This window comes from Flavobacterium frigoris PS1, assembly GCF_000252125.1.
GTDB classification, from domain to species: Bacteria; Bacteroidota; Bacteroidia; order Flavobacteriales; family Flavobacteriaceae; genus Flavobacterium; species Flavobacterium frigoris_A.
Map to the genome: position 1 here is coordinate 69,332 of NZ_AHKF01000019.1, position 18,287 is coordinate 87,618.

Below are 18,287 nucleotides of genomic sequence, written 5' to 3' on the forward strand. Positions count from 1 at the left end.
TTTTAAATTGCTTTTTCTAAAGCTTTCATTACATCGACCAATACTTGAACGCTTTCTATTGGCATTGCATTGTACATAGAAGCTCTGTAACCACCTACAGAACGATGTCCTGGTATTCCAGAGATTCCTGCTGCTTTCCACATAGTATCAAAAGTCTCTGTGTGTGCTGCATCATTCAATAAGAAAGTGGCATTCATGTTTGAACGATCTTCAACTGCTGCAGCTCCTTTAAATAATGGGTTTCTGTCTATTTCGTTATAAAGTAACTCAGCTTTTGCGTTATTCAATTTTTCAACTGCTGCAACTCCACCTAGTTTTTTTAACCATTGTAAAGTTAATAATGAAGCATAAACTGGAAAAACAGCAGGAGTGTTATACATACTCTCGGCTTTAATGTGTTTTTCATAATCCAATATACTTGGAATAATTCTTCCTGATTTCCCAAGAATCTCTTCCTTAACAATTACAAGAGTAGTTCCTGCAGGGCCCATATTTTTTTGTGCTCCCGCATAGATGATATCAAATTTAGAGAAATCTAATACTCTAGAAAAGATATCAGAACTCATATCGCAAACAATTGGCATGTCAAGCGATGGGAATTCTTTCATTTGTGTACCAAAAATGGTGTTATTACTTGTACAGTGAAAATAATCTGCATCAGCAGGTACACTGTATCCTTTTGGGATATTATTGTAGTTTTCTTCTTTTGAGGAAGCGACAACAACAGTTTCTCCAAAAAATTTAGCTTCTTTTATCGCTCCGCTGGCCCAAGTTCCTGAATCAAGATAAGCAGCTTTACCACCTTCTTTCATTAAGTTGTAAGGTACCATTAGAAATTCAAGACTTGCTCCACCAGCAAGGAAAAGAGCTTTGTATCCTTTGTCTTCCAGTCCTAATAGTTCAAGTGCAAGTGATCTCGCTTCATCCATTACTGCAACAAAATCTTTACTTCTGTGCGAAATTTCTAAAATGGATAAGCCGGAATCATTAAAATTTAAAATAGCTTGTGCTGATTTATCAAAAACTTCTTGTGGTAAAATGCATGGTCCTGCGCTGTAGTTGTGTTTTTTCATGGTGTAGTTTATGTCCGAAAAATTAAAACGCAAATTTCGACATTAGGACTTTAAAAAGCGTTAAATAATTCGGAAAAATAAAACATTTTTAACCTATATTGTTAACAAAAACGTTATAGTATCGACATTATCTGCATAATCCCATAATTGAGGATTTTGTGTTTCTCCGTAAATAATACTGTTTTCAATCAGATTATTACTAACGATGCACTGTATTTGTTCGTCTTCTGACTTTAAACGAGTCTGTAGATCTACGATGTCATCATAAAATTCGTAAAACACACTCGAAATAGGAGAGGCGTGGCTTTTATCTTCTTTTAAAGTTAAAAATCCGTTGTCCAATAACTTGAAATTACTCATTAAAAACACAGCTTTGTTATAATCGTAATTGTTGGCATATTTTTCATAATGAATTACATCTTGGTATTCAAAAATAGCTTCAAAAAAGCTGTCAAATGTATAGTCTTTTGGTACAAAAAGCTTCGATACATTGCGACATCCCAAGCCAAAATATCTAAATATGTCCTCACCTAGAGCGCTTAGCTGCTCCTTAGTTTCGGTACCATTTAATACGGCTATTGAGTTTCTGCTTTTTCTAATTATGGACGGTTTGTCTTTAAAGTAGTATTCAAAATAACGGGCTGTGTTATTACTTCCGGTTGCAATAACGGCGTCAAAATTCTCTAATTTTCCCTCAACAAATGTGATTTTATCAGCAAATTTGGGTTCAACGGCTATTATGTATTTGGCCAGAAAAGGAAGTAAATGTTGGTCATTTGAAGATGTTTTCACCAGTACAGAGTGACCAGTAATCAAAACGGACAAGAAATCGTGGAAACCAACTAATGGAATATTCCCTGCTAAGATTAACGCAATGTTTTTTGGTTTCACGGCGTCAATTTTATAACCAGACAACCATATGTCTAAGTTTTCTCGCTTCAGCGCTTTGGCCCACGATTGAATAGAAAAGTATACCTGTTCAGGAGTATACCATCCATTATGAGACTGGGATAGTTTTATTAATTTGATGAAATCGTCAAAAAACAGATCGTTGTGCAGAACAGTTTCTTTTTTTGAACTGTTGTCTTCAGAAAATTGACTTAAAAATCTTCCTAATTCAACAAAAACAGTTTTTTTTGTTTCTAATGTCATTATGTTTGCTTATGAATTGTTTTGATTGTAATTTTGTACAAAAATAAGCTTTAATAAGTCGAAAGTCAAAAGTCTTAAAGTCAAAAGTCACTTAATAGGATTTTTTTTGACCCGAATAACAAATAATATAGCAAATGGCAATTATAATAACAGACGAATGTATTAATTGTGGCGCATGTGAACCAGAGTGCCCAAATACTGCGATATACGAAGGAGCAGACGATTGGAGATATAAAGACGGGACCAAACTGGCAGGAAAAGTAGTTTTACCTGATGGAACTGAGGTGGATTCTGATGCAGCCCAAACACCAATTTCAGACGAAGTTTATTACATCGTTCCGGGAAAATGTACAGAATGTAAAGGTTTTCATGACGAGCCACAATGTGCTGCAGTTTGTCCGGTAGACTGTTGTATTCCTGATGATAATCACGTAGAGACAGAGGAAACTTTACTGAATAGACAAGCGTTTTTACACAACGAATAGCTTGTAGATATAAAGCAAAAAAATCCTGAGTTCTTAACTCAGGATTTTTTTTATGCTTAAATCTACTTTGAATTACTTTTCAATATGATATGTTGTAATTGTAATAGTATCTGTTTTGTCATCATAGGTTTCTAGTATCATATTGCCATCAGAATTAAAATGACCAAATGAAGTTACGTTTCCAGCTTTGTAAATATAGTTGTTGTTAGATGTTTTTCTTAGCACGGCAGATTTTTTTCCATCAGGCATGAATACTGAATATCCTTTTTTATCGCTAGATACTTGATATTTTTTACCGTCTAGTTCATAGTATGCAGATCTGTCCACGTCAATTACTTTAGTAACTCCGTCTGCTGTAATTTTAGTGGTTGCTGTCACTTCAACTGGACTTTCTTTTACGTCTTTATTTAAGATACTTGAATCGGCATCATTTAGTTCTAAATTTTGAACCTCTTTAATTTCCTTTGTTTCAACTAATTTCTTTTCCCCCTGAGAATTTTTGATTGTCGTAATATTGGTTTTGACTTCTGTTTTTACATTCTTATTTTGTGCTTGAATATTTAAGGAAAATAAAAAAGCAGCCATTCCTAAAACTATAATTTTCATGATATTTGATTTTAATGATTTACTTTACAAATTTACAACTACATGGCTTTTAATTTATTACACAATTTTCATTAATTATTGCATTATTCACACTAAAAATAATTAGACTTCTAATTTTTTAAGATTTCTTTTTTTGTGCAACAATGACGTAGGTGTCATAGGCATATGTTTTTCGGTCTACGGTTTTTATGATTTCAAAATTATTTATATAGAGGAACAGTTGTATTTCGTTTAGTGTAAAAACGCGGACTGTAGAAAAATCATCTGCTATTAGGTCTTTTTTACCATTTAAATTGGTGTAGTATTTTGCCGTCCAATCCACCATAAAATTATCTGCGGTAGTCGTTTCCCAGTGGCTTTCTCTGGTGTAGTTTATTCCCTCGTGCTGTGCTTGGTGTATGATTTTTTGATTTTTATTGATATAGGGGATAAACCTGTTGGCGTCTATGAAATCAAATGCAATAATGCCTTCGTCTGAGATGTTGTTGAATAGGGAAGCTAAAGTTTCGTTGATATCCTCGTTTGTTGTCAGATAGCTAGTGGAACGCCCGGTAATAATAATAGCATCAACCTGTTTTTCAAGATTAAAATCCCGCATGTCCCCTTGAATGAAAGTAACGTTGTTATTTCTTTCTCGAGCAATTGCAATCATGCTTTCACTATAATCTAGTCCTGTATAATCTTGGTGGTGTTCTTTAAATCGTTTAGCAAGGTTGCCTGTTCCACTGCCTATTTCCAGAATGGATTTACAATTATGTTCTTGGATAAAGCTGTTGTAGAATTCATACTCTTCATCATAATCAACAAAGGTCTGATACATGGCATCGTATATTGCAGCCATTTTTCCGTGATAAAGAGTTGCCATAATTTTCGGTTTAGAGGTATACATTACTGATGTTCGAACAGATATTGTAATGCAGGCGGTAATACAAAAATAGAATCGGTTAAAAATGTTTTATAAATTTAAGAAAAAATAGCTTATAAAAAAAGGGCTATCCGATGGATAGCCCTTTTGAATTATTCGATAATCAAATTAGAATTTATAGTTCATAGATAGACTGAATAGTCTTCCAAGCTGGCTAAATTGAGATCCATCATAACTTGTGACAGGGTAACGACCATCAAAGGTGATGTTGTTCCATTCGTTTTTAAGTAATGTAGGGTTGTTTACGATTGCATCTGCTGATGCTGAACCATCAGATTTGATTGTAAATTTAGGAAGTACATCAAATATGTTATTGATGTTTAGTGCTATCGTTACTGATTTTGTTGCAGTAAGAGTAACTCCTAAATCTGTAACTTGAGCAGTTTTGAATTCTGTAAATAAACCTCCGTTAGTAAAATCGGCTTGTTTGAATTTAGTAGTTCCAAAACTGGTATTGTTTAAAGAAACACCCCAATTTCCAATTTCATAATTCGCTCCAAGAATAGTTTTGAATTTTGGTCTAGATGTAAACATCAATGCGTCTTGTGTTGCATTGAATACTGTTTGACCAGCTAAAGGCCCGGTTAAAGCAGTTACACTTGCCGGGTTATTTACTGCACCATCAATTTTATTTTCGATTGTGTAGTTACCAGATAAATTAAATCCTAATTTACCTTTACCTAAATTAATGTTTCTATATTCAACAACATAATCAATTCCAGATGTTATAGAGTTAATACCATTTACGAAAAATGCATTTCCACCTGTTCCAAAATCTACTAGATTACCTAAAACGATTCTGTCTTTAACTTTAATTGTATAATAATCAACTGTTAAGCTTAGGTTTTTAATAGGTCTTGCTCCAAAACCTAAAGATAAGTTTGTAGATTTTTCAGGTGTTAATTTAGGAACACCATAACCTCTTGCTGTAGTAGAAACATTGTTAACAATTCCAGTTACTGCAATTGCTCCACCGGCGAAAGTTGATTGTGATTTTTCAGTATAGATTTGGTGTAATGATGGTGCTCTAAAACCTGTAGAAACGGAACCTCTAAAAGTTAATTTGTCATCTTCAATTGCTTTAATGCTTGTACTTACTTTCCAAACGTTAGCAGAACCAAAATCGCTATAATTTTCGTGTCTTGCAGTTCCGTTTACTAACCATCCTTTTACAATATTTGCGCTAATATCTCCGTAAAATCCAATGTTATATCTATTGAAAGTTCCTGAGTTTGCAGGAGTGTTTCCTTGAAAAGAATCTGCTCCAACACCTGCATAAGATTGAAAATCACCTTGTAAAATTGAGAAATTTTCAGTTCTAACTTCTGATCCAAAACCTACAGAGACATTATCTGAAAGCTCTTTTGTGATATCTAAATTCCCAACAATGTGGTTGAAAGATGTTCCACCTGGTTTAAATGTGTTTTGTCCTGAATAGGTAGTTTGAGCTGCATCAGTGTAAACGAAATCAGTTAATGCATGACTTCCTAATCCACCAACAGCAGATAATTGTTCGGGATTTAGATCGCTGTATTTAGATCTATTGTGAGAATTAGTCACTGTATAAGTTTGTGAATTTCCACCTATAGTTACACTTGCGTCGGTAGTCCATCCATTTTTATTTGTTTTAAAACCTAATGTTGCATTGTAATCATTTAAATCTCCAATAAATGTTGGAACATATCCTTGGTATGATGAAAGCGTTCCGTTGCCAAATAATGAAGGTAGGTATGGGAAAGAAGATGCTGTTCTCCAATATGGAGCTCTATAATTTGCAAATGAATTCACTTTTTTGAAAATATATGCGGCATTATAGTACAATTCAGCGTTTTCGCTTAATTGTGTTCCTCCATTTATTTCAAATTTTGCAGCAGCTGTTTCAGGAGATCCATTCACGTTACCACCGTCTGGTTTTAAACTTAAATAGGCTTGTGTAGTTGCTACTGGTACTCCCCAGTAAGCAGCTTCGTCAGTAGCGCTCAAAATACCTGGTCTATTAGCCAATGCGGTCTTAGAGAAATCAACAGTATAGTTCAAAAAGCCTTTTTCACCAACTTTTGTTCCGTTATTAATACTAATACCGTACATTTCTCCATCTCCCTTTCCTGTTATTCCTGTTCTTATAGTAACAGAACCTCCAGTAGTGCTTTTCTTCAAGATAATGTTCATTACCCCTGCAATCGCATCAGATCCGTATTGTGCAGATGCACCGTCACGAAGAATCTCTACTCTTTCGATAGCGTCAGTTGGTATTGCAGATATGTCGGCACCAGTTTCACCACGTCCGGGAGATGTTTGCGTATAGACCAATGAGCTCATGTTTTTACGCTTTCCGTTGATAAGTATAAGTGTTCTACTTGGTCCCATGTTTCTAATTTCATAAGGGTCAAGTAATGAAGTTGCATCATTTACTGGTGTTTGAACCGTGTTAAAAGAGGGGATTTTGTACTGTAAAGCTTTGTCAAAAGTCGCTTGACCTGTAGAAGCTAAATCTTTTGCAGATACTACATCAATCGGTAAAGCGGAGGTGGTGTTACTTCTAGGAGCTGTTCGGGAACCTACAATTACAATTTCATCTAATGATTGACCACCTTCTTCAGATAGAACTACATCAATTCTTGCACTAGTAGCTGCTTTCTCAACTTTAGTAAAACCAATGTAACTAAAAATAATTGTAGCACCTTCGTTAACTTTTATTTTGTATGCTCCATCAATATTAGTAGAGACACCGTTACTGGTTCCTTTTTCTACGATGTTGACACCAGGTAGCGGTAATCCTGCATTGTCCCTTACTACTCCTGATATTTCTTTTTGTGCAAAAAGAAAACTGACGTTCAGCAGTAAAAATAATAATGTGATTTTTTTCATAATTAAATTGAATTTTGGTTTTGGTTGGTTTAATTTATGCCGCAAGATATATTTTTTTTTAACATAATATTAATATACTAACTGTATTTCTAAAAATTAATAGTATAAACTTATAATTTGGTATTAAAATAATATTAAATGTAAATTTTTGTAAGAATTGTTGTTTTATTATTAAAACGTTTAAGAGATATCAGTGATAATTTAGTCATTAGGTTTATTTCATTGATGATTTAAAAAGAAGTTTAATCTTTGTTTTATACTGTGATAAATGAGGATATTATAAGGTAGTGGTTATTTTAGTTTTTGTTTTAACGGTAGTGTATCGCATAAAAAAAGGGTTACCATATCGGCAACCCTTTTACTTGTATTTTATATTAATAAATTAGAAGTTAAATCCAAGTCTTGCATAGTAATAAGCGCCACCGAATCCCATTTGTACTGAATCCCAATATCCACCTGCTTCAGTATCTCCAGCTTCATCTTGTTTGTCTGGATAAATATTGAATAGATTATTACTACCAATACTTAGTTTTAATTGTTTTGTCAGTTTGTATCCTAGGGTTAAATCAGTTATTGTTTTTTCGGTATAGACGTCATCCGCATTAGAGTAATCTACTAAAACGACTTTACTAAAGTGTGTAAAAGCTAATCCTGCATCAAACTTGTTTTTAGAATAATTAAGGTTCAGACCAAATTTATTTTTTGGTGCTGAAGCTAATAAAAATGCTTTTTCACGTTTTCCGAAAAAAGTACCCTCGTCTAAAGCCCCGTTTTTTACATTTTCAATTTTCATGTCGTTAATGTTTCCTACCAAAGTAGCTCCAAATTTAGAAGCTCCAAATGATTTTTTCCAAGCAAAAACGATGTCTAATCCTGCGGTTCTTGTGTCAACTCCATTGGTGAAAAATTGCGCTTCTGAAACTCCAATATTTAATGCAGTGGCATCAAAATAGCCTGTTAAAACAATTCGGTCTTTCACTTTTATTAAGTATCCATCAACCGTAGCAGTAAAATCACCAAAATTTGTAGTGAACCCTAATGAACCATTAACGGCAGTTTCCTCATTTAATTTATTGACACCAAACGCTTTTGTAACTGGACTGTTGTTTGGTGAGAGAAGAACTTCAGTTGCTCCGCCTCCATTGAAATTAGTAAAACGTAAATTGTAATAAACCTGAGCTAATGAAGGCGCTCTGAATCCTGTGCTTACAGAACCTCTAATATTAAAGTTCTCTGACGCTTTTATTCTAGATGCTATTTTCCAGTTTAATGTACTTCCAAAGTCACTGTAGTTCTCAAAACGTACTGCTGCACTTACTAAAAGCGCATTTGTAATGTCAAATTCGCTGTCCGCATACAGAGACACGTTAGTACGACTTTTGTCAACTACATTAGCAGGGCTGTAGCCAGGGAAACCTTGTGATCCTCCAGGTCGTACTTCATTAGAAATAGGGTCTACCGGCGCAGATTGATTAGCCGGATCAGTGATTACTAAACCATTTGTATCATAAGTTGCGTACGAACCTTCTTCTCCTGCAAAAATGTTAAATTTTTCTGTTCTGAATTCAGCTCCAAAGGCAATATTCATTCCTTCCAATACCGAATCGTAGTTTTTAGAGAAATCAAAATTAGTTGTATTTTGACTTAAACTATGTCCACCTGCGTCAAATTCTGAAGGAGACGCTTCTTCAAGCGAAGCGTTGATAGTTCCTTTGATATAATAATGGAAAAGGTTTTTACCAAAAGAGTTACTAATGTCAATTTTCCATCCACTCGCAGTTTCTGTTCTGAAACCTGCTGCGAATGAATTGTCTAGAATATTTGAAGTGATTCTGGGAGTAAAACCTCCAGGATATACTGATTCTACAACTCTACCACCACTATTTCTTGTAAAAGCATAGGCATCGGTATCTCTATAATTTCTACCTCCAAAGGCATAAAACTCGGTTTTGTCAGAAACTGGAATGGCAAGGTTAGCAAATAAATTCACTCCCTGGATTTCTGCTTCTCCAAAACCCTTCCTGAATCCATATCCAGGGCGCAAAGTTTTGTTTTTACTTAAGTACTCTGTAGTGAAATTTACAAAACCACCTTTGTCGCCAATAGCGACACCGTAATTTGCAGATACCTTTAACGAACCTCCATCAAGGGGTTGGTCTTTAGTGGTAGAATTTCCATTGCCATTTTGGTCTAATCGGTAACCATCACTATTAGGCGTTCCTGGTAGGAAATCTCCTTTGGCATTAGTGTTGTAAGTACCGTAGGTAATAGAGCCGGTCAGTTCATCAACATTATCATTCAGAACGATATTGATTACACCTGCTATTGCATCAGAACCATATTGTGCTGCAGCTCCATCTCTCAAAATTTCTATTCTTTTGATTGAGGCTGCTGGTATTGCGTTTAAATCGGTTCCTGTATTTCCTCTTCCACGAGTTCCAAATAAATTGATAAGCGAAGATTGGTGTCTTCTTTTTCCGTTTATTAAAACTAATGTTTGATCTGGTCCTAAACCTCTTAGTGAAGCGGGATCAACGTGATCCGCACCATCTGAGCCTGATTGTTTATTGGCGTTAAAAGAAGGTGCAATGTATTGTAGTAATTCATTGATTTCTAGTTTTCCGCTTTGTGTTGTTAATTCTTTTACATTGATGATATCAATAGGAACTGCAGAATTTATAACAGTTCTTTTTGTGTTCCTTGAACCTACAATTTGAATTTCTTGTAGTTGTTGGCCACCTTCATGAGATAATTCAATGTCTAATTTAGGGCTGGTTGCTAACTTCTCTACTTTAGAGAATCCGATATAACTAAAAACTAAAGTAGCTCCCTCATTTACCTTTATTTTGTAAACTCCATTAATATCTGTAGAAACACCGTTGTTTGTTCCTTTTTCGATAATGTTAACTCCAGGTAGGGCAAATCCAGTGTTGTCTTTTACTATTCCCGAAATTTCCTTTTGTGCAAAAAGAAAGGTCGAATTTAGCAAAATTAGCAATAGAAGTAATTTTTTCATAGTTAAAGATTTTGGTGGTTTTTAATTTTGTGGTTTAAATAATCATAAATATAACTTAAAGGAATAAAGATTTTAACAAACTTAACTTAAAAAATATTAAAAAAAAGTGAATTAAGTATAAATACGATTACCATATAATTTTGTATTTTTTAATAAGATATTCTTTATAAATAAGGAAATATTTAACATATTTAGCGTATTGTCGATAAGTGGAAAACGGATGTGTTTGGTGTTTTAAAATCGGTAATTTGTCTTTGGAAGAAAATATTTTTTTAAAACATGGGTTTTGTATTGAAAAGGGCTCCTCAAAAATTGCTGATTAGTTGCATTATATCTTATATTTGCAAACTTTTAAAGTACATACTAAAACGAATTGCGGTAAAACGTTGTTTGTAAACATAAATATCATGAAAGCAGGAATTGTAGGGTTACCAAATGTTGGAAAATCAACATTATTTAATTGTTTGTCAAATGCAAAAGCGCAAAGCGCAAATTTTCCTTTTTGTACAATTGAACCTAATATAGGAGTTGTAAACGTTCCTGATCCAAGAATTGAAAAATTAGAGGAGTTAGTAAAACCAGAACGTGTGCAAATGGCTACCGTAGATATCGTTGATATTGCTGGTTTAGTTAAAGGAGCAAGTAAAGGCGAAGGTTTAGGAAATCAGTTTCTTGGAAACATTAGAGAATGTAATGCTATCATTCATGTATTGCGTTGTTTTGATAATGATAACATTGTTCACGTTGATGGTAATGTAAACCCAATTCGTGATAAAGAGACTATTGATATCGAATTGCAATTAAAAGATTTAGAGACAGTAGAAAAACGTCTTGAAAAAGTAAATCGTGCTGCTAAAACTGGTAATAAAGAAGCGCAGACCGAAAAAGCACTTTTAGACAGAGTTAGAGAGACTTTGCTTCAAGCTAAATCAGCTAGAACTATTGTTCCTCAAGGTAACGATGAGGAAGTGTTGATGGAAAGCTTTCAGTTAATTACTGCAAAACCAGTTTTGTATGTGTGTAATGTAGATGAAAATTCAGCTGTTAAAGGAAATAAATATGTAGATCTAGTTCGTGAACTAGTTAAAGATGAAGACGCAGAGGTTATTATACTTTCTGTTGGTGCAGAAGCTGATATTACAGAATTAGAAAGCTACGAAGAGCGTCAAGTTTTTCTCGAGGATATGGGATTAACTGAGCCAGGTGCTTCAGTTCTTATTCGTGCGGCTTACAAATTATTAAAACAACAAACGTATTTTACTGCAGGAGTAAAAGAAGTTCGTGCATGGACAATCGATATTGGATCAACTGCGCCACAGGCTGCGGGAGTGATTCATACTGATTTTGAAAAAGGATTTATCCGCGCTGAAGTAATTGCTTATGAAGATTTCGTTCATTACGGATCTGAGGCAAAAGCTAAAGAAGCTGGAAAATTCAAAGTAGAAGGTAAAGAATATATTGTTAAAGATGGTGATGTTATGCATTTCCGTTTTAATGTGTAATTTTTGTTTTGAGAATAATAGAATAAAGAGAATAGAATATAGAAGAAACCTGCAAGAGTCATTTTGCAGGTTTTTTTATGAACTATTTTAAATTTAAAAAAGCGCAAGTTCAGTATTAATAACCTTATTTTTTAATAAGTTTAGTTTGCAGAATTTATTTGCGCAGAATTAAGATAATATGAGAAAACAGTTTGGGGCAAGACCATCAAAAATAGAACTAGAAAAATATTCAAAATCGCGCTACTGGAATGGTAATGTTTTTAAAAATTTAGAAGAAACCAATATGGATTTTTCTTGGTCAAAAATGCCTGAGTTTCTGAACAGACAATTTTTTAAAAAGAATGGTAGAGAAGCACAGTCTTTGCCTATTATTCCATTTGATACTGCAGCCTTTGAAGCTTCAAATCAATCCATGCAAAGTATTTGGTATGGACATTCGGCGATTTTTATGCGATTCGATCATTTAAAGATACTGATTGACCCAATGTTTGGCTCAGATGCAGCACCTATTGCGCCGTTTAAAGTTAGGCGTTTTAGCCCAAACTCTTTAGAGGTAATCGACAGCTTTCCTGATATTGATTTGGTGCTGATTTCTCATGACCATTATGACCATCTCGACTATGATAGTATTTTGAAACTTAAACAAAAAACGAAGCATTTTTATGTCGCACTAGGTGTAAAAAGGCATTTGGTTTCTTGGGGAATTGCTGAAGAAATTATAACCGAATTCAACTGGTGGGAAGAGGAGGTTTTTGATGATATAACAATCACATTTACACCTACGCGCCATTTTTCTGGAAGAGGACTAAGGGATAGAGCCAAATCACTTTGGGGCGGTTGGGTTTTGAAAACAAACGACGAAAATATTTGGTTTAGCGGTGACAGCGGTTATGGTACTCATTTTAAAGAAATTGGTGATCGATTAGGTCCATTCGATTTTGCTTTTATGGAATGTGGGCAATACAACGAGAATTGGCATCAAATTCATATGTATCCAGAGGAGAGTGTACAAGCGGCATTAGATGCAAGAGTTCAAAATTGCATGCCTGTACATTGGGCTGGATTTGCATTAGCGCAACATTCTTGGAAGGAACCAGTTGAACGATTTGTTGAAAAAGCAGAAAGTGAAAAGCTTAATTTTATTGTTCCTGCAATTGGGTCGTTGTTTAACTCAAAAACGACCGAAAGTTTAAAATGGTGGGCTGGTTTTTAGAAGTTTTGAAGTTTTCAAATCTTTAAATTTGGTGTTCTTAAAAAGTTTTTTTTAAAAAATAATTTGCGAATTTTCGATATTTAAAATCAGTTCATTTTCTTAGAGGGATTAATGCTTGCTTTGTTCCATTGTGATTAAATCCTTTTTAACTATTTTTATAAAAAACTAAAACTATGAAGATTATAGCGTTTGCCGGAAGCCCGAGTAAAAATTCAATAAATAAAAAATTAGCCACATATGCCGCATCTTTATTTGATAATTCTGATGTCGAAGTGCTGGATTTAAATGATTACCAAATGCCCATATTTACTGTGGATATCGAAAAAGAGATTGGTCAGCATTCTTTGGCACAAGCCTTTTTAGATAAAATTGCTACAGCTGATTTTTTGGTGGTTTCTCTAGCGGAGAATAATGGGAATTATTCTGCAGCGTTCAAGAATGTTTTCGATTGGTGTTCTAGAATAAACGGTAAAGTATTTCAAGGTAAACCCATGCTACTTATGGCCGCTTCCGATGGAAAAAGAGGAGGTGCAAATGTTCTTGAAATTGGTAAAAATGCTTTTCCACGTTATGGTGCAGATATAAAAGCAATATATTCATTTCCTGTTTTTTACGAGAATTTTGATGTTGAAAAAGTACAGATTTCTAATCCCGAATTAGATAATGAGTTGAAAGAAATTATTGAAGGGTTTTAGGTTTAAAATCAAAGAAATAAAGTTATTTATAATATCAATTAACGCTGTTTGTAATCCTCTGTAACTTTGAGTCTCTGTGACTTTATTAGTGTTAAAAAAAAATGTCAATATTATTCTTAATAACTTTGATGTGATCCTCTTTTAATTTTTATCATTTTATACTACATTAGCAACAAATCGTTAAAATTCAAAATGTCAGATCAAAATCAATATACCGAAGACAATATTCGTTCGCTCGATTGGAAAGAACACATCCGTATGCGTCCCGGTATGTACATTGGGAAATTGGGTGATGGTTCTTCATCTGATGATGGTATTTATATTCTTCTGAAAGAGGTGCTGGACAACTGTATCGATGAATTTGTTATGGGAGCTGGTAAGACAATCGAAGTGACCATAAGAGATAAAACAGTTACTGTTAGGGATTATGGACGTGGAATTCCACTTGGAAAAGTGATTGACGTAGTTTCTAAAATGAATACTGGGGGTAAATATGATTCTTTGGCTTTTAAGAAGTCAGTTGGTTTGAACGGAGTGGGAACAAAAGCAGTAAATGCATTATCTAATTACTTCCGCGTGGAATCTGTTCGTGATGAGAAACAAAAGGCCGCCGAGTTCTCAGCAGGTAATTTAGTTCTCGAAGAAGACATTATTGATACCACAAAGCGAAAAGGAACTAAAGTGACTTTTATTCCGGATGAGGCAATTTTTAAAAATTACAAGTTTCGTTTTGAGTACATAATTAAAATGCTAAAGAACTATTGTTACCTAAATAATGGGTTGACAATATTGTTCAATGGTGAAAAATATTTCTCTGAAAATGGATTGAAAGATTTATTAGAAGAAACCATTAGTGCTGAAGATTTGGAATATCCAATCATCCACTTGAAAGGGGAGGATATTGAAATAGCCTTAACACACAGTAAAACACAATACAGCGAAGAGTATCATTCCTTTGTAAATGGACAAAACACTACACAGGGAGGGACGCATTTAGCTGCCTATAGAGAAGCGATTGTAAAAACCATTAGAGAGTTTTACAATAAAAGTTTCGAAGCTTCTGATATTCGAAAATCTATCGTTACAGCCATTAGTATCAAAGTAATGGAACCGGTTTTTGAGTCACAGACCAAAACCAAATTAGGTTCTACCGATATTGGTTCTGAACCTGGAATGCCTTCAGTACGAACTTTTGTAAATGATTTTGTGAAAACGAAATTAGATAACTATTTGCACAAGAATCCTCCAACTGCGGATGCATTATTGCGAAAAATTCTGCAAGCCGAAAGAGAGCGTAAGGAATTATCAGGAATCAGAAAATTAGCGACTGATCGTGCCAAAAAGGCAAATTTGCATAACAAGAAATTAAGAGATTGTCGTGCACATTTACCAGACACTAAAAATCCAAGGAATCTAGAGAGTACTCTTTTTATTACGGAAGGAGATTCGGCTTCTGGTTCTATTACTAAATCTCGGGATGTGAATACACAAGCCGTATTTAGTTTGCGTGGAAAGCCATTGAATTCCTATGGAATGAGCAAGAAAATTGTTTATGAAAATGAGGAGTTTAATTTATTACAGTCGGCATTAGATATTGAGGATGGACTGGAAAAATTACGTTACAATAATATCGTAATCGCAACGGATGCCGATGTTGATGGAATGCACATTCGGTTATTGCTGATTACATTTTTCCTGCAGTTTTTTCCTGAATTAATAAAAGAAGGACATTTGTACATCTTGCAAACACCACTTTTTAGGGTTAGAAATAAAAAAGAGACGATATACTGTTATACTGATGACGAAAGAAAAGCAGCGATTGAGAAATTAAAACCAAAGCCAGAAATCACCCGATTTAAAGGTTTAGGGGAGATATCCCCTGATGAGTTTCAGTTTTTTATTGGCGAAGACATTCGATTGGATCCCGTTATGATGGACAAAAATACTTCTGTAGAGCAATTGTTGTCTTTCTATATGGGAAAAAACACACCAGATCGTCAAGAGTTTATTATTAAGAACCTGAAGGTGGAATTGGATGTGGCTGAAGCAGTATAAAAATAGAATATAGTTGATAAGAACAGTTCTTACACAATCCAAAAAAGATACATGGACGAAGAAGAAAATATAAATCCAGAAGGGCAAGAAGAAGAAAAGAAGCCTGAAGGACATTTTTACGATAATCAAGAAGGGGAGCAGGATACCATTACCAAAGTTACAGGAATGTACAAAGACTGGTTTTTGGATTATGCTTCTTACGTTATTTTAGAGCGTGCAGTTCCCGCGATTGAAGATGGTTTTAAGCCAGTACAACGCAGAATTATGCACTCACTGAAAGAGCTAGATGACGGCCGTTACAATAAGGTAGCGAATGTTGTAGGTCACACCATGCAGTATCATCCTCACGGTGATGCCAGTATTGGTGATGCCATGGTACAAATTGGCCAAAAGGAATTACTGATTGACTGCCAGGGAAACTGGGGAAATATTCTTACTGGTGACAGCGCCGCAGCTTCTCGTTACATTGAAGCGCGTTTGTCTAAATTTGCTTTGGAAGTTTTGTACAGCCCAAAAATTACAGATTGGGGAATGTCTTATGACGGAAGACGAGCAGAACCTAATAACCTGCCTGTAAAGTTTCCGTTATTACTCGCTTCTGGCGCTGAGGGAATTGCAGTAGGACTTTCAACGAAAGTGTTGCCACATAATTTTAACGAACTTATTGATGCTTCGATAAAAATTTTGAAGGGGAAACCGTTCACTATTTACCCTGATTTCATGACGCAAGGTATTGCTGATGTGTCTAACTATAATGATGGTTTGCGCGGTGGTCGTGTTCGTGTGCGAGCGAAAATAGGGCAATTAGACAAAAACACTTTGGTGATTACCCAAATTCCGTTTTCTACTAATACAACTACCTTGATTGATAGTATCTTGAAAGCCAATGAAAAAGGGAAAATCAAGATTAAAAAAATTGAAGATAATACTGCCGCCAATGTTGAGATTCTAATCCATCTTTTTCCTGGTGTTTCGCCAGATAAAACAATTGATGCCTTGTTTGCTTTTACAGCTTGTGAAACATCGGTAGCGCCGCTGGGTTGTGTGATTGAGGACAATAAGCCTTTATTCATTGGAGTTTCTGATATGTTGAAAATTTCGACTAACAGAACCGTTCAGTTACTTAAAAGTGAACTTGAAATTCAATTGAGCGAACTCGAGGAACAATGGCATTTCTTGTCTTTGGAACGTATTTTTATCGAGAACAAGATTTATCGTGATATTGAGGAAAAAACGACAAGAGAAGATGTAATTCAAGCAGTTGATGATGGTTTAAGACCGCATATTAAGCATTTAAAGCGTGACATTACTGAAGAAGATATTTTGCGATTATTGGATATCCGAATCATGCGTATCTCTAAATTTGACAGCAATAAAGCACAAGATAAGATTGAAGCTCTGGAAGGAAATATAGAGCAGGTTAAACACGATTTAGAGCATTTGATTGATTTTGCAATTGCCTATTTTGCTAAACTAAAAGAGAAGTACGGAAAAGGGCGTGAGCGCCAGACTGAGCTCCGTATTTTTGATGATATCGAAGCTACAAAAGTAGTTTTAAGAAATACAAAACTATACGTAAATAGAGAAGAAGGGTTTGTAGGTACAAGTTTGAAAAAAGACGAGTACGTTACGGATTGTTCTGATATTGATGACGTGATTGTTTTTCTGCGTGACGGAAATATGATGGTGACCAAGGTCGATGCCAAAACCTTTGTCGGGAAAGACATTATTCACATTGCTATTTTTGACAAAAGTGATAAACGCACCATTTATAATGTGATTTATCGTGACGGTAAGTCAGGACCTTCCTATATCAAGCGATTTAATGTTTCTGGTGTAACCCGAGATAAATTATATGATTTGACTAATGGTGCCAAAGGATCTCAAATCCTTTATTTTACCTGTAATAGAAACGGAGAAGCCGAAGTGATTACGGTAATATTGCGTCAGGTGGGTACGATCAAAAAATTGAAATTTGATATTGACTTTGCCAAGCTAGCAATTAAAGGCCGTGCTTCCAAAGGGAATTTGGCTTCTAAATATCCAATCAAGAAAATCGAAATCAAGGAAAAAGGAATTTCAACTTTGTTACCACGTAAAGTGTGGTATGATGATACGATACAACGATTGAACGTTGATGAAAGAGGGGAGTTACTGGGTGAATTCAGACCAAGTGATAAAATTTTGATCATCCATCAATCAGGGAAACTGAAAGTGATTACGCCTGAATTATCTACGCATTTTGAAGAAGATATGGTAGTGTTAGAAAAATGGGTTCCTAAGAAACCAATTTCTGCCATTTATTATGATGGAGAAAAAGCGCGCTACTACATAAAGCGCTTCCTAGTTGAAGCTGAAAATAAAGAAGAGGCTTTTATCACAGAACACCCTAATTCGCAATTAGAGATTGTATCAACTGATTACCGTCCGGTAGCTGAACTGATTTTTCCGAAAATTAAGGGAGTACAAAAAGAAAGTATGACGATTGATATTGAAGATTTTATTGCCGTAAAAGGATTTAAAGCAATGGGGAATCAATTGACAACTGATAAATTAAAACAAGTAAATCTTTTAGAGCCTTTGCATTACGAAGTTCCTGTAGAAGTTAAAGAAGTACGTGCTAAAGTAGAGTCAGATGGTGATGATCCTGATGTACAACGCGATGAAGATGGGCAAATCATCTTATTCTAAATAAAA

At 34.8% G+C, this 18,287-nt stretch carries 12 protein-coding genes; 6 read left to right on the plus strand and 6 right to left on the minus strand.

The features are described from left to right. Positions 1-2: 2 nt before the first annotated feature. Positions 3-1,073 (minus strand): 3-phosphoserine/phosphohydroxythreonine transaminase, encoded by a 1,071-nt coding sequence (serC, locus tag HJ01_RS12435; RefSeq protein WP_007138792.1) that lies wholly within the window; start codon positions 1,071-1,073, stop codon positions 3-5. A gap of 93 nt (positions 1,074-1,166) precedes the next feature. Further along, the gene (locus HJ01_RS12440; protein WP_007138793.1) at positions 1,167-2,225 is read right to left on the minus strand and encodes an acyl-CoA reductase; all 1,059 of its coding nucleotides are present in this window, start codon (positions 2,223-2,225) and stop codon (positions 1,167-1,169) included. 134 nt (positions 2,226-2,359) lie between these two features. On the opposite strand from HJ01_RS12440, the gene HJ01_RS12445 reads away from it, so the two are divergent. After that, on the plus strand, positions 2,360-2,710 hold the full coding sequence (locus HJ01_RS12445; RefSeq protein WP_007138794.1) for a 4Fe-4S dicluster domain-containing protein: 351 nt from the start codon (positions 2,360-2,362) through the stop codon (positions 2,708-2,710). A gap of 72 nt (positions 2,711-2,782) precedes the next feature. Here the strand turns inward: HJ01_RS12445 and HJ01_RS12450 are convergent, their stop codons facing one another. The 4 genes from HJ01_RS12450 to HJ01_RS12465 form a co-directional block, all read right to left on the minus strand. Beyond that, positions 2,783-3,316, minus strand: coding sequence for a hypothetical protein (locus tag HJ01_RS12450; protein WP_007138795.1), 534 nt, complete (start codon positions 3,314-3,316; stop codon positions 2,783-2,785). 118 nt (positions 3,317-3,434) lie between these two features. Beyond that, positions 3,435-4,181, minus strand: a complete 747-nt coding sequence (locus HJ01_RS12455; RefSeq protein ID WP_007138796.1) for a class I SAM-dependent DNA methyltransferase — start codon at positions 4,179-4,181, stop codon at positions 3,435-3,437. A 168-nt stretch (positions 4,182-4,349) separates the two neighbouring features. After that, on the minus strand, positions 4,350-7,109 hold the full coding sequence (locus tag HJ01_RS12460) for a TonB-dependent receptor (protein ID WP_007138797.1): 2,760 nt from the start codon (positions 7,107-7,109) through the stop codon (positions 4,350-4,352). 382 nt (positions 7,110-7,491) lie between these two features. Then, complete coding sequence (locus HJ01_RS12465; protein ID WP_007138798.1) at positions 7,492-10,125, minus strand: TonB-dependent receptor domain-containing protein; 2,634 nt, start codon at positions 10,123-10,125, stop codon at positions 7,492-7,494. A 407-nt stretch (positions 10,126-10,532) separates the two neighbouring features. On the opposite strand from HJ01_RS12465, the gene ychF reads away from it, so the two are divergent. From ychF to HJ01_RS12490, 5 genes are all read left to right on the plus strand, one after another. Beyond that, positions 10,533-11,627 carry a redox-regulated ATPase YchF gene (ychF, locus tag HJ01_RS12470; protein WP_007138799.1) on the plus strand — a complete coding sequence of 365 codons (1,095 nt, stop codon included), beginning with the start codon at positions 10,533-10,535 and terminating at the stop codon, positions 11,625-11,627. Positions 11,628-11,805: 178 nt separating this feature from the next. Continuing rightward, positions 11,806-12,840, plus strand: a complete 1,035-nt coding sequence (locus HJ01_RS12475) for an MBL fold metallo-hydrolase (RefSeq protein ID WP_007138800.1) — start codon at positions 11,806-11,808, stop codon at positions 12,838-12,840. A 173-nt stretch (positions 12,841-13,013) separates the two neighbouring features. Then, positions 13,014-13,535 carry an NADPH-dependent FMN reductase gene (locus HJ01_RS12480; protein ID WP_007138801.1) on the plus strand — a complete coding sequence of 174 codons (522 nt, stop codon included), beginning with the start codon at positions 13,014-13,016 and terminating at the stop codon, positions 13,533-13,535. A gap of 192 nt (positions 13,536-13,727) precedes the next feature. Then, positions 13,728-15,590 carry a DNA topoisomerase IV subunit B gene (locus HJ01_RS12485; RefSeq protein WP_007138802.1) on the plus strand — a complete coding sequence of 621 codons (1,863 nt, stop codon included), beginning with the start codon at positions 13,728-13,730 and terminating at the stop codon, positions 15,588-15,590. Between the two features lie 51 nt (positions 15,591-15,641). Further along, entirely contained in the window at positions 15,642-18,281 is a 2,640-nt protein-coding gene (locus HJ01_RS12490) for a DNA gyrase/topoisomerase IV subunit A (protein ID WP_007138803.1), read from the plus strand. Positions 18,282-18,287 lie beyond the last annotated feature (6 nt).